Raw genomic sequence first — 22,340 nt, 5'->3', positions numbered from 1 at the left:
CGGGTGGTCGGCTCGTCGGCGTGGGGCACCGATGTCGAGGCACCGGCGGCGGGCGTCAAGTGCGGTGCCGAGCACGTGTCGCGTTGTCCCGCCCGGTGTCGCATCTGCTCGGGGCAGGTGGCGGCGGTCTCGTCGGTTGCCTCTTCGGTAGCGCGACCGCTTCATCCGGACGGGTGGTCATCGCTCTGTCCAGGGCTGTCGGTGTCAGGAGAGCTGGGGGCTCGCTCTGGGTCGGATGACGGCCCCGAGGCGGAGGGGTCGGGTCGCTCCGTGCCGGTGTCTGTGCTGTTGCCCATGCCGGTGCTCTTGTCGTCGACACCACGATCGTCCGCAGGGCCGGAACTCGCGGCAGTCGGCCCGCTCTGGTCATCATCGGTCCCGTCGACGCCGCTGGTCGGCGCAGAGGCGCTGTGCGAAGAGCTCTCGGCGACGACATCTGCGGGATCGCCGGTCCTCTCGCGGGGCCCGAGTGGGGTGAGGTGGCAGGTGGTGCTCGCGTTCCCGGGACTCGTCCACGTCACCGCCGGCGCGCCATCGCCGTCCCGAGTGGGGGTGATGATCCAGCCCGCGTGGTCCTTGAGCAGATTGCACCGGACACACAGACCCTGCGCGTTCCTGTAGGAGGTCTTCCCGCCGTGGGCGTGTGGGGTGATGTGGTCGATGTGGCGCACGGTCGCGTTGCACCACGGGCTCGCACACGTCGACTCCCTCCACCTCACCATCTGCTCCAACGACGCAGGGAACGCCCGGGCACCGGAGTCCATCGCCACCAACTCACCCGTCCTCGGGTGGGTGTACAGCCGTCTCATGGCCGCGTTCATCGAGGCGTCGGGGTGTTCGTCCCACCCGGGGTAGTTCTTATACCCCGGCGGCTTCCCACGAAGACTGTCGGTGATGATCTGGGCCGGGATCGGGCCGTAGCCCTCCAGATGAGCCAGCTCTCCCGCCCCGTCTGGCGCGAGGAGCGCCCGATCGGTGATCACCACACCGATGGTGATACGGCGGTGACGGTAGCGGTCCGTGACGCTACGGCCGTTATCGGTTGTTTTACGCTGCACAGCTTGCGAAGTGCGATGGGTGCCGGGCTCCAGGACGGTTCCGCTCAGTGAACCGAGTCCTGCCACCACCGGAGGCTCGGTCTCATGTTCGTGCGGCCGGGTGTGCGTCACGCGCCCATCCCCGTCGACCACGGTCGCCTCTGAGAGCAGTGACACGAACTCGGCATCCGGCAGCGACTCGGGCGGAGCGGAGGGATCGAGTGCCCTGTCGCCGCCGGTGATCGCGTCGACCAGGGCGTCAGCCTCGAGCGCCCGGACTCCGTCGATCGACCCCTGAGCACGACGGGCCTCGGCCTCGAGACGAAGGGCTTTCATGACCGCGCTGGCATCCACGGCCCGCACGGTCGCGGTGACCGCGACCATGTGATCCTCCAACAGGCGCGTCCGCACACACCGGCCCCGCGCAGCCCGCGCCGTACGACGCCGGGCATCATCCGGGTCCCGCGCATCCCGCAGAGCACGGACTTCCGCACCCAGACGCCGCGTCCCCACACCCACCAGGCGTGCGGGATCGGCGGTCAGGACTTCGTCGATGGACGCGGCGACATCAGGGTCAACGTCATCGAGCGCGACCGCGATCGCCCGAGCCTGGGACTCGGTGACCCGGCCGGCGGCGAGCAGGCTGAACGTGCTGGGGAGCTGGGTGACCAGACGCTGTGACGCGGCCAGAGACATCGACGACGCCGATGGCGAGACTCGGCGTGCCAGGCTCAGCTCCTGCGCGGCGGCGCGTCCCTGCTCCGCCGTCGGGACGCCACGTATGGCGTCGGCGTCGGCGATCCGGGTCGCGGCCATGACCTGCCACGTCGCATCCAGGGCCGCGAGGGTGGAGCGAAGCTGATCGATCACCCCCACCACACCGAGGGCCTCCGCGACGGAGCCGGGTTCAGTGTCGACCAACCCATCACGCATCGCCACCGGGGCCTCGACCGCCGCGAGGACGCCCGCGAGGATCGACGCCACGACCTCCCGCGCCGCCCCGTCACGGCTGAGAGCCTCCGCCTGAGCGAGGACCTGAGTTAGGGCATCACCAGCTGGGACCGTGCAGTCGCCGTCAGTCGCGGCAGCAACCGAAGGCACGCGGGTTCCCGAGGGCAACGACCCGTCACCGCGCGTCGATGCCGTTCCCTTGGCGGGCATCGACCCCGCGCCTTTGCCACCCAACGGAAGGTCACCCCCTCCCGACCGCGACAGCGCAGGACCATCCACACCCCGTGCCCGGGCGCGGTCATCGCGCCCCGGACCCTCGGCCCTCGAATGATCCCGTCTCGTCGTCATGCCCCTATTCTTCCGAAGGGGTCTGACAAACGAGATCCAGCCCCGGTCACGATTTCTAGAATGTGGAAAACTCTGCATGGTGAGGGAACACGGGTGCTGCCATACCGGATGACATCAGGTGGGGAGAGGCGGCGCAGCGCAAGGGATCTCTGCAATACAGACGGAGCTCTCGCTTTGCAAAGCAGTCGATCGTCAGGAACTCGCCCTCCCCCAAGGTCGACTTTTCCACAGCGCCGTCATCCACTACCCACGGCACACAACCCGGTGCCACATTGAGCCCATGCGACCCCTTGTTCATTCACCGTTGTTCCACCCGTTCACCAACGCCGACCTCAGCGCCAGGCCACCACCGCCGACCTGACTACGCTCTCTCCGGGAGTCACCATGGGCCCGCCGGCCGCTACCATCGCCGCCAACAGACGCTGGTGCGGCACCGTGTCCGCCCTCCGCCGCATCGCCGTCCGCTGCTCGGACGGCGCCGCACGCGTCGACGGGGACACCGTGACCGGGCGGGCGCGCGCGGGCGATCACTCCCAAGGATGCTGTTCGAGCTCCGAGTGGCGGAACACACGCCCGCCCGCGACGACGAGCGAGCGGGGCACCCGACGGACGAGCGCGTCCATCGGGTTCTCGGCGTCGACGAGAACGATGTCCGCCCGGGCGCCGGGCGCGAGGTCGTGCGTCTCTTCGGTGACGAACGCCGCCCCGTCGCGCGTGGCGATCTCCACGACACGGGTGAGGTCCTCATCGCGCACCACTCCCCCGGCCCGCCCGTACTGCCAGGCGATACTGAGCACGTCGCCGTCGCCGTACGGCCCCCACAGGTCACGGATGCCGTCGGTGCCGAAGCCGAAACGGACGCCGGCGTCGTCGAACTCGTGCAGCGGCAGCTGGGCCATGCGGAGAGGCGCGACCGTGGTCATCGTGACACCGAGCCCGGCCATGCGCTGCAGCAGGTCGCGGCGCCGCGCCGGATCGACCTCGACCATCGCGAACCCGTGGGCGATGTTCACCCGGCCGGGTCCCACACCGTCGCGCTCCACGCGATCCAGGATCAGGTCGAACTCGGAAGCCCCCAGCTCACCGGGCTCGTGCAGGTGGAGGTCGAGCCCGCAGCCGTGCTCCGCGACGATCGAGAAGAGCCCGTCGAGCTGGCCGACCGGGTCGTGATCGATCAGCATCGGGTCCAGGCCGCCGATGTGCTCGGCTCCCTGCGCGGCCGCCTGCTCGAGGAGCTCGAGCACGCCGGGGCGTCGCAGCACGCCGTTGCGCGTTGACGAGCCCGGGCAGCGCGACCAGGCCGCCCCCGTCGATCGCGTCGGGCGGTGTCGGGGACGCACCGGTCGTCTCGACGGACCGGATGCGGTCGCCCTCGATGACGATGTCGGACGGCGCGCCGCCCCAGGGTCGGACGTTGGTGAGGACGAGGAGGTCAGGGGCATGATCGACCATGCGGATCATCGTAGGCACCGTCCTCCTCGCCTCGCTCGCATGGACGTGCGGCACGCTCAGCGGATCGGCACCAGCTCTGCGATGTCGTCCACCGGGAGCGCCCCGTCGACGATCGCGGTCACGACCGAGGATCGCAGGGTCATCGTGCCGCCGTGGTTGTCGAGGAAGGCCGTGTCGGCGGCGTCGCGTCCGGTCGCGATCCGGACGAGTGAGACCCGCGGCGCGAGCCCCGTCGCGTCGATCGCGGTCCAGCGGCCGTCCAGCAGCACCTCGGCGACGGCGTGGAAGTCCATCGGGTCACAGCCCGGCGCGTAGACCGCGGCGAGCCGGGCCGGGATCTGCATCGCCCGGGCGAGCGCGACGACCAGGTGCGCGTAGTCGCGGCAGACGCCCGCGCCCGCGAGCAGGGTGTCGGACGCCCCATCCGTGGGAGCGCTCGCCCCTGGCACGTACTCGAGGCGATCGGCGACGAAGCGTGCGATGTCCTGCGCGAGCTCGACGGGCTCGCGCTCGAGGTCGAACTGTCCGCCGGCGAACCCGAACAGGCGGTCGCTGTCGACGTAGCGACTGGGACGCAGGTAGATCGAGCCGTCGAGCGGCTCCTCCTGCGACGCCTCCGCCCGCCCCTGAATCCGGGCTTCGTACCGGATGGCGAGCTCTCCCTCGTGGGCCGTGAAGCGATGGATGCGCCCGCCGTGCGCCGAGGCGAGCTCGTCGACCTCGAGGGCGGTCCCGTCGAGCGTCACCTCGAGGTGCTCGTCGACCTCGAGGCCGGGCAGGCGTGCGACGGCGATCTGCAGCTCGATGTCGGTCTCGCCGACGATGTCGGCGTCGATCGCCGCGGAGACCTCGCGTCCTGATGCGTCCATGCGAGGAGAGTAGCCCGGCGGCGCTGATGCCTAGCTGTCGGGGACGGTCGGGGGGCGCTTCGCCAGGTGGCCGCGGCGGTGGGCCCCGGCCACGATCGCTCTCGCCTCGGCGGGAACCAGGGGCTCGCCAGCGAGGTCCGCAACCGGCACCCAGAGCGGGTGGTAGAGATCGTCCTCCGTCTGCGTCGCCGCTTCCGGGCCGCCGAGCACGGGATCACCCGGGGCCACCGCAGCCGGACGTAGTGCGCTCGACGGTCGTCGTGGTCGAGCACCTCCAGATGCTCGACCACGACCCCGCGCAGACCGGTCTCCTCCTCGAGCTCACGGACCGCGGCCTCGGCCGGCACCTCGCCGTCCTCCACTCCCCCGCCCGGCAGCACGGTGTAGCGGCGCCCGTCCTTGACACGTCGCATCAGCAGGACGCGGTCGGCGTCGAAGCAGACGCACACCGCACGGTCCTTCGCCATGGAGTCTCCTTCGCTGGATGCCATCGACTGCTCACCGTGGATCTCACCCTTGATGGGCTCGTGCGGCGACATCATCATGCCTCTCGGACTCGGCCGGGGTCATCGCGAGCTTCTCGTCCGCGGCGAGCTGGTCTGCGAGCCCCCGAGTCGATCGCCACGGCGAAGAGCCGCGGCGAAGCAGGTCACGCCTGGTCGGCCGGGCGCAGCAGCACCTCGTTGATCACCAGGTGCCGGGGCCGCGAGAGCACGAAGGCGATGACCTCGGCGATCTCCTCGGGCTTGACTCGGGCGGCGTCGTAGCTCTCCTGCACGGCCTGGCGTGTGGCGTCGTCGGTGATGTGGGTGGGCAGCTCGGTGTCCACGACACCGGGTTCGATGAGCGTGACCCGCACGTCGGGCAGGAGCGCCTGGCGCAGGGACTCCGACCAGCCGTTCATGCCCCACTTGGTGGCGGCGTACACGCCGTTGGTGGCGCGCGCGGTGCGGCCGGCGACCGAGGAGAGGTTCACCAGATCGCCGCCGCCGTCCTCGAGCTGGCCGAGGAAGACCTCGGTCGCGGTGATCGCGCCGAGCAGGTTGGTCTCGACCATGGCCCGGTAGTCCTCCCGCCGCTCGGAGGCGAACGGGCCGAGCAGCATGATCCCGGCGTTGTTGACGAGCACGTCCGCGCCGCCGAGCTCGTCCTGGACGCGCTGCGCCGCCGCGACGAGGGAGTCCCGATCCGTGACATCCGCGACGATCGCGATCGCGTCGTCACCGAGCTCGGCGGCCAGGGCGTCGATGCGGTCGCCGCGTCGGGCCAGCAGGGCCACGCGGTACCCGGCGGCGTGCAGCGCACGGGCGGTCGCGGCGCCGATGCCGGAGGACGCGCCCGTGATCACCGCGGTGCGCACGGTCCCCTCCCGGGCGCTCATGCGCCGACCTCCGTGCTCGTGGTCAGATCAGCCCGACGGGTCCAGGCGCCCGTCGGGGCTGGGGCGGCGTGGCCGAGGCCGGTCGAGCAGCCGGTGAGGAACCAGGTGGACATGATGCGTCTCCTTGTCGACGGGGTGTCAGGACTGCTGGCCGGGCAGGGGCGAGAGGCCGTGGGTGCCCTCGGAGGTGGTGCCGGCCTTCGCGCCGAGGTCGATGTTCGCCAGCTGCGACGCACCGCTGCTCCTCCCGTGCACCTCGAGCTGCGCGAACCCGTCGTCCAGTGCCCGCAGCTCCTCGGCATCCAGGTGCAGGTCGAGGGCGGCGACGTCCTCGTCGAGGTGGGCGACCTTGGTGGTGCCGACGATCGGCACGATCCACGGCTTCTGCGCCAGCAGCCACGCGAGCGCCATCTGCGCCGGGGTCGCGCCCTGGGCGTGGCCGACCTGACGGAGCAGCTCGATCACCGGCCAGTTCGCCCTCCGGCCCTCGACGGTGAACCGCGGGAAGCCGGCGGCACGCAGGTCGCCCTCCATGAGCACCGACTCCGGTGCGACGGTGCCGCTCAGATAGCCCATGCCCAGCGGGCTGTAGGGCACGAACCCGATGCCGAGCTCCTCGCACACCGGCAGCACCTCGGGCTCCTGCTCGCGCTCGAGGAACGAGTACTGGTTCTCCACCGCCGTGACCGGGTGGACGGCGTGGGCGCGGCGGATCGTCGCAGCCCCGGCACCGGACAGGCCCAGGTGCTTGACCTTGCCCTCGCCGATGAGCTCGCCCACGGTGCCGGCGACGTCCTCGATCGGCACCTGCGGGTCGATGCGGTGCTGGTAGAGCAGGTCGATCCGATCCGTGCCCAGACGCTGCAGGGCGCCGTCGACGACCTCGCGGATGTGCTCGGGACGGGAGTTCAGGCCGTGGACCTGCCCGCCGGGGGTGATGTCGAAGCCGAACTTCGTGCAGATCACCACGTCGTCACGGATCGGTGCGAGGGCCTCGCCGGCGATCTCCTCGGCGACGAAGGGGCCGTAGACCTCGGCGGTGTCGAAGAACGTCACACCCTTGTCCGCGGCGTGGCGCACGAGCCGCACGGCGGCGTCGCGGTCGAGGGGCGGGCCGTAGGCGTGCACGACGTTCATGACGCCCATGCCGAGCGCGGAGACCTCGAGGTCTCCGAGGCGACGGGTGGGCAGGGTGGTGTTGTCGGTCATGGTGGGTTCCTTCCTGTGGTGGGGCGGGTCATGTGCACGGCGAGGAGGACGGAGGCCCGGAGGTGATCGGCTTCCCGCTCATGCTTCGGGGATGTCGCGCCAGAACGCCTCGCGGGTCACGTCCGCCGGCTCCGGGCCGCCGCGCACCCCGGTGTCCAGGGCGTCGATGCGGGCCAGCTCCTCGACGGTGAGCTCGAAGCCGAACACGTCGATGTTCGCGGCGATCCGCTCCGGGTTCACCGACTTCGGGATCGCCGCACGCCCCTGCTGCAGGTGCCAGCGCAGCATCACCTGCGCGGGCGTCTTGCCGTGCGCAGCGGCGATCTCGCCGAGGGTCGGATCCTCGAAGGTGCTCGTGCCGGTGCCGCGGTAGCTGGTGATGCCGCCCATCGGCGACCACGCCTGCGTCACCGTTCCCTGGGCACGGTTGGCCTCCTGCACCGTCGGCTGGGAGAAGTAGGGGTGCACCTCGATCTGGTTCACGGCCGGCACGACCTCGGTCTGCTCCCGCAGCGCGCTCAGATGCTCGGCCATGAAGTTCGAGACGCCGATCGCCCGGACCCTCCCCTCGGCCAGAAGCATCTGGAGGTCCGTGTACGCCTGGACCGTGCGATCGAAGTCCGTCGGCACCGCCTGGTGCAGCAGGAGCAGGTCGATCGTGTCGACGCCGAGCTTGCCCGCGGACTTGTCGACGGCGTGCAGGGTCTCCTCATAACCGTAGTCCGACAGCCAGACCTTCGTCTCGATGAACACCTCGTCACGGTCCAGGCCGGAGCGGCGGATGCCCTCGCCGACCTCACGCTCGTTGAAGTACGAAGCAGCGGTGTCGATGAGCCGATAGCCGACCCGGAGCGCCTCGACGACCGCGTCGACGGTCTGCTCGGGCGGGGTCTGGAAGACGCCGAACCCGAGGGCGGGCATCTCGACGCCGTTGTTCAGCGTGATGGTCATGGAGCGCTCCTTCCCGGGCGGCCAGGCGGCCGACCGTGTGCATCCGGTGTCGTCCCACGACGCTAGGCCCGTGCCGTCGACGCTGGGGTGTACGGCTGGTACGCGGATCGCGCGGCCGTGCTCCCGGGCGGCGTGCTCCACGACAGCCCTCAGCTCCGAGCGCCCGGCGACGCCCCATGCCTGCCTCCGGCGAGGAGCACGATGACCACGGCACACCCCGTGAAGGCGGCGCACAGGAGGAACATCCCGCCGTAGCCGGCGCCGAGGCCCGCGACCGCGATGACGCCGCCGGAGACGACGGAGCCGATCCGGCGGGTGTTGGTGAAGAGCCCGGAGGCGAGACCGGGCCGGGGATGAGGTCCTGGAACCAGGTCAGCCCCACCCCGGTGACCGTCGCGAAGAACCAGGCGTTGAGCAGCTGCACCGCCACGAGGGCGAGGGGCCCGTCGACGAACGCCATCGCCAGGTAGAAGGCGGCACCGGCGACGCTGCCGACGACCAGGAGGGCGACGGGGCCGATCCGGCCGGACAGACGGCCCAGGAGCAGCAGGGCCGGGATCTCCGCCCCGGCAGCGACGGCCAGGGCGATGCCGCCCCAGATGGCGCCGAGACCCAGGTCGTCGACCGTGAACAGGGTCATGACCGAGACGGTCGCCGCGTTGGTGGCCTGCAGCGCCACGAAGGCGACCACGACGGCCGAGATCCGCAGCCGCGACAGCGGCAGCGGCGGCTCCTGCCCCGCCGAGGCGGTCGCCGGAGGAGGCGCCTGGCGGCGTCGCAGCGCGAGCACGGCGAGGATCCCGACGGACGAGATCACGACGATCGCGCCCAGCACCGAGCGGGTTCCCGCGGCGCCCGCGAGCAGCATCGCGAGGGGAGGCCCCGCCACCCAGGACACCGAGACCATCGCCCGTGCGTTCATCACGGCCGAACGCCCCAGGCCGGTCGCCCGGAGGTGCGCGAAGAAGAGCGAGGACCCGACGCCGGCCGGCCCGCCCAGCAGGACGAGGGCGAGCGCCGCGATCGACCACGACCAGGCGACCGCGAGCGCGGCCGCCAGCACGAGCGTGAGCACGCCGCACCACACCATGGGGCCCAGGTAGTCGCGCCGCCTGTCCGCCCAGGCGGGCACGACGAGCGAGGCGACGAACCCGCTCGCGTTGTACAGGGCCAGCGCGAGACCGACCTGGGCCGCGGACGCACCCAGCAGGTCGCTCAGCAGGAGCGCGAGCGCCGGGTTCAGGAAGGCGAACTGCAGCCCCCAGGCGAGCGCCGCGACCTGGATCAGGAGTCGCGGGGGCGGCGTCCGTCGCGCGTCGTGCGCGCCCTGCGCGTCGTGCGACCCTTCGCCGACGTCGTCGCTCTGGCTCATGCTCCTCACGCTAAGCGCCGCCGCACGGGCCAGGGGTGTACGGCCAGTACACGGATCGCGCGTCACTTCCCCCGCACCGCCGGCCGGCGTGGAGTGGGACCATGACGTCCCTCCCGCCGAGCCCCTCAGCCGTCGACGACAGACCCGTGCGCACGGGCATGGTGCTCGTGATCGTGCTGGTCAGCTACTTCATGATCGTGCTCGACAACTCGATCATCTTCACCGGTCTGCCGCAGATCCAGGCGGCCCTGCACCTCACCCCCGCCGGCCTCGCCTGGGCGCAGAACGCCTACACGCTCGTCTTCGGCGGCCTCGGCGGTGCGGTCGTACCTGGACGATTTCTGGCCCGGGAAGCTGGCTGATCTGAAGACGGCGGTCGAGTCCAGAGGCGGTGATGGCGATGGCTGAGTTCCGCGACTCGATCGACATCACCGCCTCGCCGGAGACCGTGTTCGACTACCTCACCACCGATGACGGCATGACGGCGTGGATGGGTCAGTACGCCGACCTCGACCCCACGCCGGGTGGACGTTTCGCCGTCGACATCGCGGGGTATCCGGTGCGAGGAACGTTCCTGACCGTCGAACGCCCGAGCCGGGTGGTGGTCTCCTGGGGATTCGCGGGAAGCGACGATCTGCCCGCGGGCACATCGACGGTCGAGTTCCGCCTCACCCCGATCGCGGGCGGCACCCGAGTCGACCTCTGCCATTCGCATCTGCCCGACACGAGAGTGCCCGGCCACGCCCTCGGGTGGGCGAACTTCCTGCCTCGTCTCGTCATCGCGAGTGGCGGCGGCGACCCCGGCCCTGATCACTGGCAGCCCTCATCACCAGCATGAGCTGACCGCCACCCTCACAGAGGTACGAGGCGGACGCCATGACCCCTGAACAGATCCACCTTGTGGAACGTATTCGGGCGCTCCTGCCCGGCCGGCCTGCGATGCGGGAGGTCTCGATGTTCGGAGGCCGGTCGATCATGGTCAACGAGAAGATGATGGTCAGCGCCAGGTCGAACGGCGGACTGCTGGTGCGCGTCGACGCCGACCGACACGACGAGTTCCTGACCCGGCCGGGCGCGACGCAGGCGATCATGGGCAGGGACCGCACGATGGGGCCGGGCTGGATCGACGTCGAGGCCGACACGATCAGCAGCGACACCCAACTCGCCGCCTGGCTGGAGATTGCGATGGAGCACAATCGTGCGATGACGGCGTACCTCGCAGTGAACGCCCTGACCTGTCCTCACCTCATCGGATCGATGGGCTAAGTCGGTGCTGCTCTGCCGCGGAAGAACGTCGCGGGCGCCGGCGATGGCGAACACGAGAGGCACTCCGGATCGCGATCATCATCTGGATCGAGAGGGCCTGTCACCTCAATCGCCTGCCGGCCCGCCTGGGCCGATTCACCCCGCCGAGTGCGAGACCGTCATGAAACTGGCTGTGGACCTCGCGGTCTGACACCCCGAGCGACATCTATCTGTGCGGCAGCCCCTGGGTACATCGCGATCCCTAGCGAAAACTCCCCGACGAGCGACTGACTCACCCCGACCGGCCGGAGCCCGTCGGCGAGAAGCCACTGAGCCCTGGATGTGGGCCGGCCCAGCGCATACGGTGACCGGCCCGACCTGGGGCGGCTGCCTCGAGGTGCTCGACTGGATCGCGCTGGCGGCCCGGATGCCGTCGAACGACGACCTCGCCGGATCGATCCTGCTTCTGGGGACCAGCGAGGGATTGCCGTCTGCGGATACTGTCCGGCACTGGCTGCGCGCGCTCGGAGAGCGTGGCACGCTCGCCACTGTCGCCGGAGTGGTCGTTGCGCGGCCTCCCGCGAGCAGCCTGGGTCAGCTGCGCCCCGACGTCAGGACACGGACGGCGTGGCGGGCAGCCCAGCGAGATGCCGTGATCGAACAGGTCGGCTTCTACAACCCCGAGGCCGTGGTCTGCGTCGGCCCTCCATTCGGACACACCCGGCCTCAGTGGGTGCTGCCGTACGGCGGCAAGGTCACGCTCGATGGGAACGGACGGCGGCTCATCGCTTCGTATCGGTAGCGGCTCATCTGCCGTTCATGAGTTGAGCGCGCCGCTACTGTCGCACGGTGTGCTTCGATGCCTCTGTCCAACGGCGCACACCTGGTTCCGATGACGCCCCGGCAGGGCCGTTTCGCCTGCGGCGTGCTCTACGCGGACCCGCTCGGTCCGGGGATACCGACTCGTGAATAGAGCCTTCCAGGTCGCCCGCCTCGACATCCCCGACGACGAACGACTCCGCCCACACCTGGCCGAACCGTTCGCCACCATCACCGACGGCGCAGACAGGCGGGGCGAGGCCACGGGCCGCGAACCCAGACGTGAATGCCCGGCATCTTCCGATGCTGGGGGTTCACCACGTACACGCTTCGGGTAGAGGCAATTGACCGCCATGGGAACAGGCCATCACTGGTCGAGAGGGGGGTCCTGCATGAATCCATCAAAATTCTGATACCGCGAGCATGGGGGATGATGCCGTTCACACGCTCGTCGACGCGTGGGCAGAGCTGACGAGACGGGCTCAGCCCCAATCCAAGGACAAGGGAGTAGACGCGCTGCGAACCGCCGCAGCACAGGGCACGAATTGACTTTCTCGGCGCGTCAGCTTGAAATCTGCCGTCGCACGGCCTGGAAGAGAGCTCGGCGATTCAGTCAGGCCACGATGGAGCGCAGCGCCACGACGATCTGCGTGTGCAATTCGGCTACCTCAGTGAACCGTGCAGCGAGTGCCGTCCAGTCGGAGTCGATCGCATCAAGCTGACCACCGCCGATGAGTCGTCCCTGTTCTCGCAGCAAGGCTGACAACTCGGGGACGTTGTGCAGCGCGTCGGCCGCATCCGATCGGCGGCGTGCGCCAAGCCGCAAGGAAAAGTTGCGCAGCACATCGGCGGTGAGGTCGGAGAGCGCATGGGTTGCGGCTTCCTCGGCGAGCTCCGTGAGGCCCTGTTCGTTCCCCGGCGGGAAGTTCGGGATGGCCTCATCGCCCTCAGCCCACGTCAGAGAGTCCGGCAAGGAGGCGGCCACCCACTCCTCCGCAGTGCCGACGGGCACCGTGAAACCGGTGCGAAGCGGGAACCTTCCGCGGGCGTACCCGATGGTGTCCGACCCCCACGCCGCCATGAAGTCCTCTGTCGGCAGCGTTGCGAACGGATGCCCCCGGGGGTCGTGCATCATGACGCGGTCGTCGTCGACATCGAGAACTGCGACGAAGTGATCAGCACCCGTGGGACGGTCGGAACCTTCCTGGTGGCGCAGGAGGCCCATCTCGAGCGGGCCGGCGAACACCGGGCCCCCGGTCGTCAGGCGGCGGAGCGTGGCGAGTGCCTCGTTCGGGTCTTCGAACGTGCGCCGTTCGTGGTCGACGCCCATGATCCTCAGTGCCTGATCGAGGCCTTGATCCGGGTCCCATCCGGGTGGGTCGAACAGCGGCAGCGGCCCGATCCGTTGGTAGCCGAACGCCGAACTCGTCAGCACCTCGACAAGCGGCGGGCCGATCGGTGAGCCCAGGGTCATCGCGAGGGTGTTCGCGTAGCACGACGGCGAGTTGCCGAGGTAGGTCATGAACGGCTTCCTGGCGGTTCGATGGGCTGCTGCAGCTCGGTCACCCAGTCGGTCTGGTCTTCGGGATACGCCCGAATGTAGAGCTCACGGCATGCAGCGGACGGCACGACGCCGCGCTCAAGGACCGCAGTGTGCAATGCCTGCCAACTGTTCCCGATTCGCTCCATCGATCCAAGGTGCACGCCGCAGAGGGCAGTGCCGGCGGCAGGTACCTCTGCGATCTCGAGTCCTTCTTGAGCTTCACCGTTGTAGGGGTAGCCGACAGTCACCCGCATGCCTTCTTCGGTCGGCTCGTAGATCGCAACAGGTGTGTCGAGTGCTCCTGGCACGTCGCCGATGACGCCGGCAATCGCGTCGAAGGCGGGGCCGACGAAGCCCGCGATGTCAGGCTGTTCTGGAACAACGGTGGTTCGGGCCGCGAGCCGCAAAGCGGGCAGGGGCTTCTCGACGTACTCGATCGTCGACATGGTGTTCTCTGTTTCGATGAGGCGCAGCCGTCTCGCCACATCGACGAGTCGAGCTTCCGCGACACGATGCTCCCGCTCGACCTCGGCCTGGCGGGACCGTAGCTGTTCAGCAAGAAAGTCGGTCGTGACTCCCTCGGCGAGCATGGCGGCGATGTCGTCAATGCCGAAGCCAAGGCGACGCAGCGCAACGATCCGATGCAACTGGCGCAGCTGCGACGGGTCATAGGAGCGGTAGCCGGTGATCTTGTCCACGTGCGCAGGTGCGAGCAGACCAGCGGCTTCCCAGTGCCGCAGCTGGCGGTGGGTGACTTGGCCGATCTGTGCGAACGCTCCGATGGACAGCATGTAACCGTTCAACCACCTTCCACGGTGTCAGAGTCAACTCTGACACCAGACGGCCTCTTGTCATGGCGGGTCGTGCTTCACGGAAGACCACCTGCGTGCACGCAGCAGCCCGTGCTCGTCGCGGTCGCGGAACGACTGGCCGCCGACTCCTGCGCCGACATCACGAACTCACACGAAGACCGCGGCAGGCCACGACTACGACTCGGCTACGTATGTCTGTGTTTCCGTCAGACACTTACGGTGGGTCAAGAGGGACTCGAACCCCCGACATCCACGGTGTAAACGTGGCGCTCTGACCAACTGAGCTATTGACCCTCATGATGCCTGCGCCCACCCTTCCGGCGTGCGCGGCAGCTCATGGTCACAGATCGCGGAGCACTGCGGCAAGTCGTGCCATGTCCCGCGCAGCGCCCGGAGGGGCGTCGTCGCGCCAGGCCACCTGGCCGTCGGCGCCGATCACGACACTCGTGCGCCGGGCCCGGCCGGTGCTCTCGTCGAACGCGTCCAGCTCCCGGGAGAGCGCCCCGTGCGGCCAGAAGTCCGACAGCAGCGGCACGCCCACTCCCTCGGCCTCACGCCACGCGGCGAGCACCGGCGGCGCGTCGCACGCGACGGCGAGCACGGGGACGGCCACACCCTGCTCCCCCAGCTCCTGCCAGAGCGCGTCGAGCGCGCTCAGCTCGCGCGTGCAGGTGGGGGTGAAGGCCCCGGGGAACAGGACCATCGCGTGGGGGACGCCGGCGAGGTCCGCGAGGTCGACGTCGGCGCCCTCGTGCGAGACGAGGACCGTCATCTCGACGCGACCCTCGGCCTCATGCCTGCGCGGCTCAGCCCTGGCGGGAGGCCAGGCGGGTGCCGGACCAGTCCTCGGCCAGCGCCATCGAGTTCATCGCCCGCAGGCCCGCGAGGTCGGCCGACTCCTGGATGGCTCCCGGCTGGACATGCCCCTCGCGCCCGGCCTTGGGCGTCAGCAGCCACACCGGGCCGCCGGGGGCCAGGGTCGTCAGGGAGTCCACGAGGGCGTCGACCAGGTCGCCGTCGCCGTCGCGCCACCACAGCACCACGCCGTCGACGATCTCCTGGCACTCCTCGTCCTCGAGATCCGCCTCGATCGAGTCCTCGATCGCATCGCGCAGCTCCAGGTCCACATCGTCGTCGTAGCCGAGCTCCTGGACGATCTGGCCCGTGCTGAAGCCGAGGATCTCGGCGGGCGAGCTGGACGCGTTCGCGTCGGTGGACGGGGACAAAGGGCGGCTCCTCTCGGCATCCGCGCCCGGGGCGCGGAGGGGATGTCGGACGCACGATCTCGCGCGGACGGGGATGGGCTGCCGCCTCCGAAGAGGGGCGAGCGCATGGAGTCTAGCGAACTGTGTTTTTCATGTCACTTGAGGAACGTCCCCGGGACGCCTGCCCGCGTGCGCGGGCGAGGACGTACTCTGGTCCAGACCCGAGGTCGCGGGACGCCTGCGCGCCGGTGCACCGACGCGCCCTGGCCACCCGGGACCACGTCCGAACGCTCGACGAGAGAAGGACAGCGTGACCTCACACGACAACCCCGGTCCCATCGGCATCAGCCTGCCCAGCCACGCGCAGGATCTTGACCCCGAGGAGACCCAGGAGTGGGTCGAGTCCTTCGACGCGCTTCTGGATGAGCGCGGCAGCGACCGGGCCTCGGAGATCGTGCAGACGATGATCCAGCACGCGCGCGCGAAGCACGTGCCGATCCATCAGAGCGGGAACACCGACTACGTCAACACGATCCCCGTCGAGCAGCAGCCGGAGTACCCCGGCGACCGCGCCCTCGAGAAGGAGATCAAGGACGCTCTGCGCTGGAACGCGGCGATGGTGGTCCATCGCGCCCAGCGCCCCGGGGTGGGCGTCGGCGGCCACCTCTCGAGCTTCGCCTCGATCGCCTCGATGTACGAGGTCGGCTTCAACCACTTCTTCCGCGGCCGTGAGCACCCCGGCGGCGGCGACCAGGTGTTCTTCCAGGGCCACGCCTCCCCCGGCATCTACGCCCGCGCCTTCATGCTGGGCCGCCTCACGCAGGACGACCTCGACGGCTTCCGCCAGGAGAAGTCCAACCCGCACGGCATGCCCTCCTACCCCCACCCGCGCGCGATGCCGGACTTCTGGGAGTTCCCGACCGTCTCGATGGGCATCGGCCCCGTCAACGCGATCGAGCAGGCCTCGTTCAACAAGTACCTGACCAACCGCGGCATCAAGGACACGTCCGACCAGCACGTCTGGGCGTTCCTCGGCGACGGCGAGATGGACGAGGTCGAGTCCCGCGGCCACATCCACATCGCCGCCAAGGAGCACCTGGACAACCTCACCTTCGTGGTCAACTGCAACCTGCAGCGCCTCGACGGCCCCGTCCGCGGCAACGGCAAGATCATCCAGGAGCTCGAGGCCCAGTTCCGCGGCGCGGGCTGGAACGTCATCAAGGTCGTCTGGGGCTCGGGCTGGGACCCGCTGCTCGACAAGGACGACGACGGCGCCCTCGTCGACCTCATGAACGCCACCCCCGACGGCGACTTCCAGACCTACCGCACCGAGAACGGCGCGTTCATCCGCGACAACTTCTTCGCGCGCGACCCGCGCACGAAGGCCCTCGTCGCCGACATGACCGACGACGACATCTGGTGGAAGCTCAACCGCGGCGGCAACGACCCCAAGAAGGTCTACGCGGCGTTCAAGGCGGCGACGGAGCACAAGGGCCAGCCCACCGTGATCCTCGCCCACACCATCAAGGGCTACCGCCTCGGCAAGAGCTTCGCGGGCCGCAACGCGACCCACCAGATGAAGAAGTTCACGCTCGAGGACCTCAAGGCCCTCCGCGACACGCTGAACATCCCGATCAGCGACGAGCAGCTCGAGTCCGGCAGCGTCTACGACGCCCCGTACTACCTGCCGCCCGAGGACTCCCCCGCCATGAAGTACTTCCGCGAGCGGCGCGGGGTGCTCGGCGGCGGCGTCCCCAGCCGCGATCACGAGAAGGTCGTCCTCGACCTCCCCGGCGACAAGGCCTACGAGGTCGCCAAGCGCGGCTCCGGCAAGCAGGAGATCGCCACCACGATGGCGCTCGTGCGCCTGGTCAAGGACCTCATGCGGGACAAGCAGACCGGCAAGCTGTGGGTGCCGATCATCCCCGACGAGGCCCGCACCTTCGGCATGGACTCGATGTTCCCGACCGCCAAGATCTACAACCCGGACGGCCAGAACTACGTCTCGGTCGACCGCGACCTGCTGCTGGCCTACAAGGAGTCCACGCAGGGTCAGATCAAGCACATGGGCATCAACGAGATCGGCGCGACCTCGGCGTTCACCGCGGCCGGCACCTCGTACGCGACCCACAACCAGCCGATGATCCCGTTCTACATCTTCTACTCGATGTTCGGGTTCCAGCGCACGGCCGACTTCTTCTGGGCCGCCGGCGACCAGATGGCCCGTGGCTTCCTGATCGGCGCGACCGCCGGCAAGACGACGCTCGCGGGCGAGGGCCTCCAGCACATGGACGGCCACTCCCCGATCCTCGCCGCGACCAACCCCGCCGCCGTCATCTACGACCCGGCGTACGGCTACGAGATCGGCCACATCATGCGCGACGGCCTCCAGCGCATGTACGGCGAGGACGACCGCGACCAGAACGTCTTCTACTACCTGACGGTCTACAACGAGCCGATCGTGCACCCGGCCGAGCCTGAGGGGCTCGACGTCGACGGCCTGCTCAAGGGCATGTACGAGCTCGACCCCGCCCCCGAGGGCGACGGCCCGCTCGTCCAGCTCATGTCCTCCGGCGTCGGCGTGCCGTGGGCCCGCCACGCCCGCGAGATCCTCGAGCAGGACTGGGGCGTGCGCGCCGCCGTGTGGTCGGTGACCAGCTGGGCGGAGATGCGCAAGGACGCCCTCGAGGCCGAGAAGCACAACTTCCTGCACCCCGAGGAGGATCCGCGCACCCCGTGGATCTCCGAGCGCCTGTCCGGCGTCGAGGGCCCGTTCGTCGCCACGAGCGACTACGAGGGACTGCTGCCCGACATGATCCGCCAGTGGGTCCCGGGCGCCTACGGCGTCCTGGGCGCCGAGGGCTGGGGCTTCTCGGACACCCGTCCAGCCGCGCGCCGCTTCCTGCACATCGACGCCCACTCGATGGTCGTCAAGGCGCTGCAGATGCTCGCCGCCGAGGGCAAGGTCGACGCCTCGGCGCCGCGCCAGGCCGCCGAGAAGTACGACCTGCTCAACGTCAACGCGGGCGAGTCCGGCTCCTCGGGCGGTGAGTCCTGACCGCTGAGGCGGCCGCGACGACCGAGCGGCCCGTCCCGGCCGCGCACGCCCTCACGGGCATCTGCCGCATCGACCGGCACGCCGTCGAGCCGCCGGTGCGCCAGATCTGCGATGCGATCGCGCGCGCGGTCCAGGACGGGTCGCTCCCCCCGGGGACGCGCCTGCCCACCGTGCGCGCGCTCGCCGCGGACCTCGACGTCGCGGTCAACACCGTCGCCAAGGCCTTCCGCCGCCTCGAGGAGGCACGGATCGTCATCACCCGCGGCCGCGCCGGCACCGTCGTGGCCCCGCTCGACGGCGTCTCCGGGCGCCTCGAGAAGGCGGCCCGCGACTTCGCCGAGCTCGCCGTCCAGCTGGGCGTGGACCGCGACCGCGCCCGGAAGGTCGTGCTCGCGGCCCTCGACGCCTCGCACTCCTGACCCTCTCGCCCGTCCCCACCCGCATCACCTTGGAGGCCCTGCAGTGATCGTCCTCGTCAGCCCCGGCCAAGGGGCCCAGAAGCCCGGATTCCTCGCCCCCTGGCTCGACCTGCCCGGCGTCGCCGACCGCCTGGGCGCCCTGTCCGAGGCCGCCCAGGTCGACCTCGTCCGCCACGGCACCGAGTCCGACGCCGACACCATCCGGGACACCGCGATCGCCCAGCCCCTGCTGGTCGCCGCGGGCATCGTCGCGGGCGAGGCCCTCGCCGACGGGCGCAGCGACATCGCCGACGCGATGGCCGGACACAGCGTCGGGGAGGTCACGACGGCCGCCCTGTCCGGCGTGCTGAGCGCCGAGGACGCGATGCGGCTCGTGGCCGTGCGCGCGAACGCGATGGCCGAGGCCGCCGCGGCCGAGCCCACCTCGATGGCCGCCGTCGTCGGCGGCGATCGCGCCGAGGTGCTCGCCGCGATCGAGCGCCACGACCTCGCGCCCGCGAACCTCAACAGCCCCGCCCAGGTCGTCGCGGCCGGCGCCGCCGACGCCGTCACCGCCCTCGCGGCCGATGCGCCGGCCCGGGCCCGCGTCATCCCCCTCCAGGTCGCGGGCGCCTTCCACACCGCGTACATGGCCTCGGCCCGCACCCGCCTCGAGGAGTTCGCCCCTCAGCTGACGCCCGCGGACCCGGTCGTCCCGCTCGTCTCGAACGCGGGTGGCCGCGTCGTCACCTCGGGCCGGGAGTACCTGGACCTGCTCGTCGGCCAGGTGTCCTCCCCCGTCGACTGGGCCGCGTGCATGGAGACCTTCCGCGACCGCGGCATCACCGGGATGATCGAGCTCGCCCCCGCCGGCACCCTCACCGGGCTCGCCAAGCGCGAGCTCAAGGGCATCGGCCTCGTCAACCTCAACACGCCCGCGGACCTCGACGCCGCCCGGACCCTGCTCACCGGACAGGAGAACTGAGACCATGAGCGTGACCCTGCGTCCGCGCCCCACCGTCCCCGGCTCGCGGATCGTCTCCTACGGCGCCGCCCGGGGCGACCTCGACGTCCCCAACGACGACCTGGTCGGCCCCATCGACTCCTCGGACGAGTGGATCCGCCAGCGCACCGGGATCATCTCGCGCACCCGCGCGAGCGCCGGACGCACCGTCGGCGACCTCGCCCTCGAGGCCTCGCGCGAGGCGCTCGAGACCGCGGGCCTGTCCGGCACGGACATCGACATCGTGATCGTCTCGACCGTGTCCTTCCCCTACGCGACCCCGTCGCTCGCGACGTGGCTCGGCGCGCAGATCGGCAACCCCGACGTGGTCGCCTACGACATCGGCGCCGCGTGCGCGGGCTTCTGCTACGGGATCGGCCAGGCCGACGCCCTCATCCGCTCGGGCAACGCGACCACCGTGCTCGTCGTCGGCGCCGAGAAGCTCTCCGACTTCATCTCCCCCACCGACCGCTCGATCTCCTTCCTGCTCGGCGACGGGGCGGGCGCCGCGATCGTCACCGCGTCCGAGACCCCGCTCGTCGGCCCCACCATCTGGGGCTCCAACGGCGAGAACTGGGACACCATCCGGATGACGGGCTCGCTCACCGACTTCCGCGACGGCACCTCGCCGTGGCCGACGATGGAGCAGGACGGGCGCACCGTGTTCCGCTGGGCCGTGTGGCACACCGCCGACATCGTGCGCAAGGCCCTCGACGAGGCCGGGCTGACCGTCGACGACATCGACGTGTTCGTGCCCCACCAGGCCAACATGCGCATCGTCGACGAGCTCGCCAAGCAGCTCAAGCTGCCCGACTCCGTGGTCATCGCCCGGGACATCGCACACACCGGGAACACCTCGGCCGCGTCGATCCCGCTCGCCACCCATCGCCTGCTCGCCGAGGGCCTCGCGAAGTCCGGTGACGTGTGCGTGCAGATCGGCTTCGGCGCCGGTCTCGTGTACGCCGGACAGGTCGTCGTCCTCCCCTGAATCCCCCGCCCGTGATGCGTGTCGCCCCGGTGCCGGTGTTCCGCACCGCCGGGGCCCGCCCCGGGTAGTCTTGCCCTGCCAACGAAAGCCAGATCCAAGGAGCACCCCATGGCAAACACCGAGAACGAGATCCTCGCGGGCCTCGCCGAGATCGTCAACGAGGAGACCGGCGTCGCCACCGAGGACGTCCAGATGGACAAGTCCTTCACCGACGATCTGGACATCGACTCCATCTCGATGATGACCATCGTGGTCAATGCCGAGGAGAAGTTCGACGTGCGCATCCCCGACGAGGAGGTCAAGAACCTCGCGACCGTCGGCGACGCCGTCACGTTCATCGCGGGCGCCCAGGCCTGACCCTCCCGGACGCCCGGAGCCGCTGCGGCGCTCCGGGCGTTTCGTCTCCGACGGGCGTCTCGCACCCGCCCCCGCCCCTTCCCACACCGGAGGTCCCCAGATGTCCGCACCAACCCGCGTGGCCGTGACCGGTCTCGGCACCGTGAACCCCCTGGGCGGCGACGTCGCCTCGACGTGGGAGGCGGCCCTGAAGGGCACGTCGACCGCGCACACCCTCGACAACGACTGGACCGAGCGGTACGGGCTCGCGGTGAACTTCGCGTGCGAGGTCCCTCTCGACCCGTTCGACGTGCTCGCCCGGCCCGAGGCCAAGAAGCTCGACCCCTCGGGCCAGTACACGCTCATCGCCGCGCGTGAGGCCTGGTCGGACGCGGGGACCCCCGAGGTCACCGGGGAGCGGCTCGGCGTGGTCGTCGGCACCGGTATCGGCGGGGTCTGGACCATCCTCGACCAGTGGGACGTGGTCAAGGAGCGCGGCGCCCGCCGCGTCAACCCCTTCACCGTGCCGATGCTCATGGCCAACTCCTCGAGCGCGCACGTCGAGCTCGAGTTCGGCGCCAAGGCCGGCGCCCACACGCCCGTCTCCGCGTGCGCCTCGGGCGCCGAGGCCGTGGCCAACGCCTTCGACATGATCCGCGCCGGCCGCGCCGACGTGGTCATCGCGGGCGGCACGGAGGCCTGCGTGCACCCGCTGCCGCTGGCCGGCTTCGCGAACATCCGCGCCCTGTCCACGCGCACCGACGACCCCGAGCACGCGTCGCGCCCCTACGACGTCGACCGTGACGGCTTCGTGCTCGGCGAGGGGGCCGCGATCCTGATCCTCGAGTCCGAGGAGCACGCCAAGGCCCGCGGCGCCCGCATCTACGGCTACGTGTCCGGCCGCGGCATGGCCTCGGACGCCTTCCACATCTCCGCGCCCTCGACCGACGGCCAGGCCCGCGCGATCGCCGAGGCCGTCGCCGACGCCGGCGTCGCCTCGCGGGACATCGTGCACGTCAACGCGCACGGCACCTCGACCCCGCTCGGCGACATCGGCGAGCTCAACGCCGTCAAGCAGGCCCTCGGCGAGGACACCGACCAGATCGTCGTGACGTCGACGAAGTCGATGACCGGCCACCTGCTCGGCGGCGCCGGGGCCCTCGAGTCGCTGTTCTCGGTGCTCGCCGCCCACCACCGGGTGTCCCCGCCGACGATCAACATCGAGCAGCTCGACCCGGAGGTGCCGCTCGACATCGCCGCCGGCGCCCCGCGCGAGCTGCCGTCCGGGGACATCGCCGTGCTGAACAACGCGTTCGGCTTCGGCGGTCACGACGTCGCGGTGCTCATCACGAGCGCCTGAGGC

At 70.3% G+C, this 22,340-nt stretch carries 21 protein-coding genes, 1 tRNA gene and 1 pseudogene; 10 read left to right on the top strand and 13 right to left on the bottom strand.

Annotated elements, in window-relative coordinates:
- Positions 1 to 161 precede the first annotated feature (161 nt).
- From BRM3_RS11455 to BRM3_RS11420, 8 genes and pseudogenes are all read right to left on the bottom strand, one after another.
- A complete protein-coding gene (locus BRM3_RS11455) occupies positions 162 to 2,021 on the bottom strand; it encodes an HNH endonuclease (RefSeq protein ID WP_263593437.1) in 1,860 nt (619 codons plus the stop codon).
- A gap of 842 nt (positions 2,022 to 2,863) precedes the next feature.
- On the bottom strand, positions 2,864 to 3,598 hold the full coding sequence (locus BRM3_RS11450) for an amidohydrolase family protein (protein WP_263593436.1): 735 nt from the start codon (positions 3,596 to 3,598) through the stop codon (positions 2,864 to 2,866).
- Between the two features lie 246 nt (positions 3,599 to 3,844).
- On the bottom strand, positions 3,845 to 4,588 hold the full coding sequence (locus BRM3_RS11445) for a transglutaminase-like domain-containing protein (RefSeq protein WP_318152461.1): 744 nt from the start codon (positions 4,586 to 4,588) through the stop codon (positions 3,845 to 3,847).
- On the bottom strand, positions 4,531 to 5,070 hold the full coding sequence (locus tag BRM3_RS15085; RefSeq protein WP_318152460.1) for an NUDIX domain-containing protein: 540 nt from the start codon (positions 5,068 to 5,070) through the stop codon (positions 4,531 to 4,533). Before BRM3_RS15085 ends, BRM3_RS11445 begins: the two co-directional genes overlap by 58 nt.
- A gap of 236 nt (positions 5,071 to 5,306) precedes the next feature.
- Positions 5,307 to 6,038, bottom strand: a complete 732-nt coding sequence (locus BRM3_RS11435) for an SDR family oxidoreductase (protein ID WP_263593434.1) — start codon at positions 6,036 to 6,038, stop codon at positions 5,307 to 5,309.
- A 138-nt stretch (positions 6,039 to 6,176) separates the two neighbouring features.
- The gene (locus BRM3_RS11430; protein ID WP_263593433.1) at positions 6,177 to 7,247 is read right to left on the bottom strand and encodes an aldo/keto reductase; all 1,071 of its coding nucleotides are present in this window, start codon (positions 7,245 to 7,247) and stop codon (positions 6,177 to 6,179) included.
- 78 nt (positions 7,248 to 7,325) lie between these two features.
- Entirely contained in the window at positions 7,326 to 8,198 is an 873-nt protein-coding gene (locus BRM3_RS11425; protein ID WP_263593432.1) for an aldo/keto reductase, read from the bottom strand.
- 412 nt (positions 8,199 to 8,610) lie between these two features.
- Positions 8,611 to 9,570: pseudogene (locus BRM3_RS11420) on the bottom strand (MFS transporter); the annotation flags it as partial.
- 101 nt (positions 9,571 to 9,671) lie between these two features.
- Here BRM3_RS11420 and BRM3_RS11415 point away from each other — a divergent pair.
- The 4 genes from BRM3_RS11415 (at position 9,672) to BRM3_RS11400 (ending at position 11,617) form a co-directional block, all read left to right on the top strand.
- Positions 9,672 to 9,932, top strand: coding sequence for a hypothetical protein (locus BRM3_RS11415; protein WP_263593431.1), 261 nt, complete (start codon positions 9,672 to 9,674; stop codon positions 9,930 to 9,932).
- 38 nt (positions 9,933 to 9,970) lie between these two features.
- Entirely contained in the window at positions 9,971 to 10,408 is a 438-nt protein-coding gene (locus tag BRM3_RS11410; RefSeq protein ID WP_263593430.1) for an SRPBCC family protein, read from the top strand.
- A gap of 38 nt (positions 10,409 to 10,446) precedes the next feature.
- A complete protein-coding gene (locus BRM3_RS11405) occupies positions 10,447 to 10,836 on the top strand; it encodes a TfoX/Sxy family protein (protein ID WP_263593429.1) in 390 nt (129 codons plus the stop codon).
- 343 nt (positions 10,837 to 11,179) lie between these two features.
- Positions 11,180 to 11,617, top strand: a complete 438-nt coding sequence (locus BRM3_RS11400; RefSeq protein ID WP_318152405.1) for a S66 peptidase family protein — start codon at positions 11,180 to 11,182, stop codon at positions 11,615 to 11,617.
- A 630-nt stretch (positions 11,618 to 12,247) separates the two neighbouring features.
- Here BRM3_RS11400 and BRM3_RS11395 read toward each other — a convergent pair.
- The 5 genes from BRM3_RS11395 to BRM3_RS11375 all read right to left on the bottom strand — a co-directional run bounded on the left by BRM3_RS11395 (position 12,248) and on the right by BRM3_RS11375 (position 15,215).
- Positions 12,248 to 13,156 (bottom strand): hypothetical protein, encoded by a 909-nt coding sequence (locus BRM3_RS11395; protein WP_263593428.1) that lies wholly within the window; start codon positions 13,154 to 13,156, stop codon positions 12,248 to 12,250.
- A complete protein-coding gene (locus BRM3_RS11390; protein ID WP_263593427.1) occupies positions 13,153 to 13,968 on the bottom strand; it encodes a MerR family transcriptional regulator in 816 nt (271 codons plus the stop codon). The genes BRM3_RS11395 and BRM3_RS11390 overlap by 4 nt, the downstream gene beginning before the upstream one ends.
- A 241-nt stretch (positions 13,969 to 14,209) precedes the next feature.
- Positions 14,210 to 14,283, bottom strand: a tRNA-Val gene (locus tag BRM3_RS11385).
- Between the two features lie 46 nt (positions 14,284 to 14,329).
- The gene (locus tag BRM3_RS11380) at positions 14,330 to 14,761 is read right to left on the bottom strand and encodes a redoxin domain-containing protein (RefSeq protein ID WP_263593426.1); all 432 of its coding nucleotides are present in this window, start codon (positions 14,759 to 14,761) and stop codon (positions 14,330 to 14,332) included.
- 34 nt (positions 14,762 to 14,795) lie between these two features.
- A complete protein-coding gene (locus BRM3_RS11375; RefSeq protein WP_263593425.1) occupies positions 14,796 to 15,215 on the bottom strand; it encodes a DUF3052 domain-containing protein in 420 nt (139 codons plus the stop codon).
- 289 nt (positions 15,216 to 15,504) lie between these two features.
- On the opposite strand from BRM3_RS11375, the gene aceE reads away from it, so the two are divergent.
- From aceE to BRM3_RS11345, 6 genes are all read left to right on the top strand, one after another.
- The gene (aceE, locus tag BRM3_RS11370) at positions 15,505 to 18,252 is read left to right on the top strand and encodes a pyruvate dehydrogenase (acetyl-transferring), homodimeric type (RefSeq protein WP_263593424.1); all 2,748 of its coding nucleotides are present in this window, start codon (positions 15,505 to 15,507) and stop codon (positions 18,250 to 18,252) included.
- 95 nt (positions 18,253 to 18,347) lie between these two features.
- Complete coding sequence (locus BRM3_RS11365; RefSeq protein ID WP_263593423.1) at positions 18,348 to 18,671, top strand: GntR family transcriptional regulator; 324 nt, start codon at positions 18,348 to 18,350, stop codon at positions 18,669 to 18,671.
- 43 nt (positions 18,672 to 18,714) lie between these two features.
- Positions 18,715 to 19,635 carry an ACP S-malonyltransferase gene (locus BRM3_RS11360; protein WP_263593422.1) on the top strand — a complete coding sequence of 307 codons (921 nt, stop codon included), beginning with the start codon at positions 18,715 to 18,717 and terminating at the stop codon, positions 19,633 to 19,635.
- Between the two features lie 4 nt (positions 19,636 to 19,639).
- The gene (locus tag BRM3_RS11355; protein WP_263593421.1) at positions 19,640 to 20,641 is read left to right on the top strand and encodes a beta-ketoacyl-ACP synthase III; all 1,002 of its coding nucleotides are present in this window, start codon (positions 19,640 to 19,642) and stop codon (positions 20,639 to 20,641) included.
- 108 nt (positions 20,642 to 20,749) lie between these two features.
- A complete protein-coding gene (locus tag BRM3_RS11350; protein WP_263593420.1) occupies positions 20,750 to 20,998 on the top strand; it encodes an acyl carrier protein in 249 nt (82 codons plus the stop codon).
- Positions 20,999 to 21,098: 100 nt separating this feature from the next.
- Positions 21,099 to 22,337: a beta-ketoacyl-[acyl-carrier-protein] synthase family protein gene (locus BRM3_RS11345; protein ID WP_263593419.1), complete on the top strand. Its 1,239-nt coding sequence runs from the start codon at positions 21,099 to 21,101 to the stop codon at positions 22,335 to 22,337.
- The last annotated feature ends 3 nt before the right edge of the window (positions 22,338 to 22,340 follow it).

The organism is Brachybacterium huguangmaarense (assembly GCF_025725725.1).
Taxonomy (GTDB): domain Bacteria; phylum Actinomycetota; class Actinomycetes; order Actinomycetales; family Dermabacteraceae; genus Brachybacterium; species Brachybacterium huguangmaarense.
This window is presented reverse-complemented; position numbering and strand designations above follow the sequence as displayed.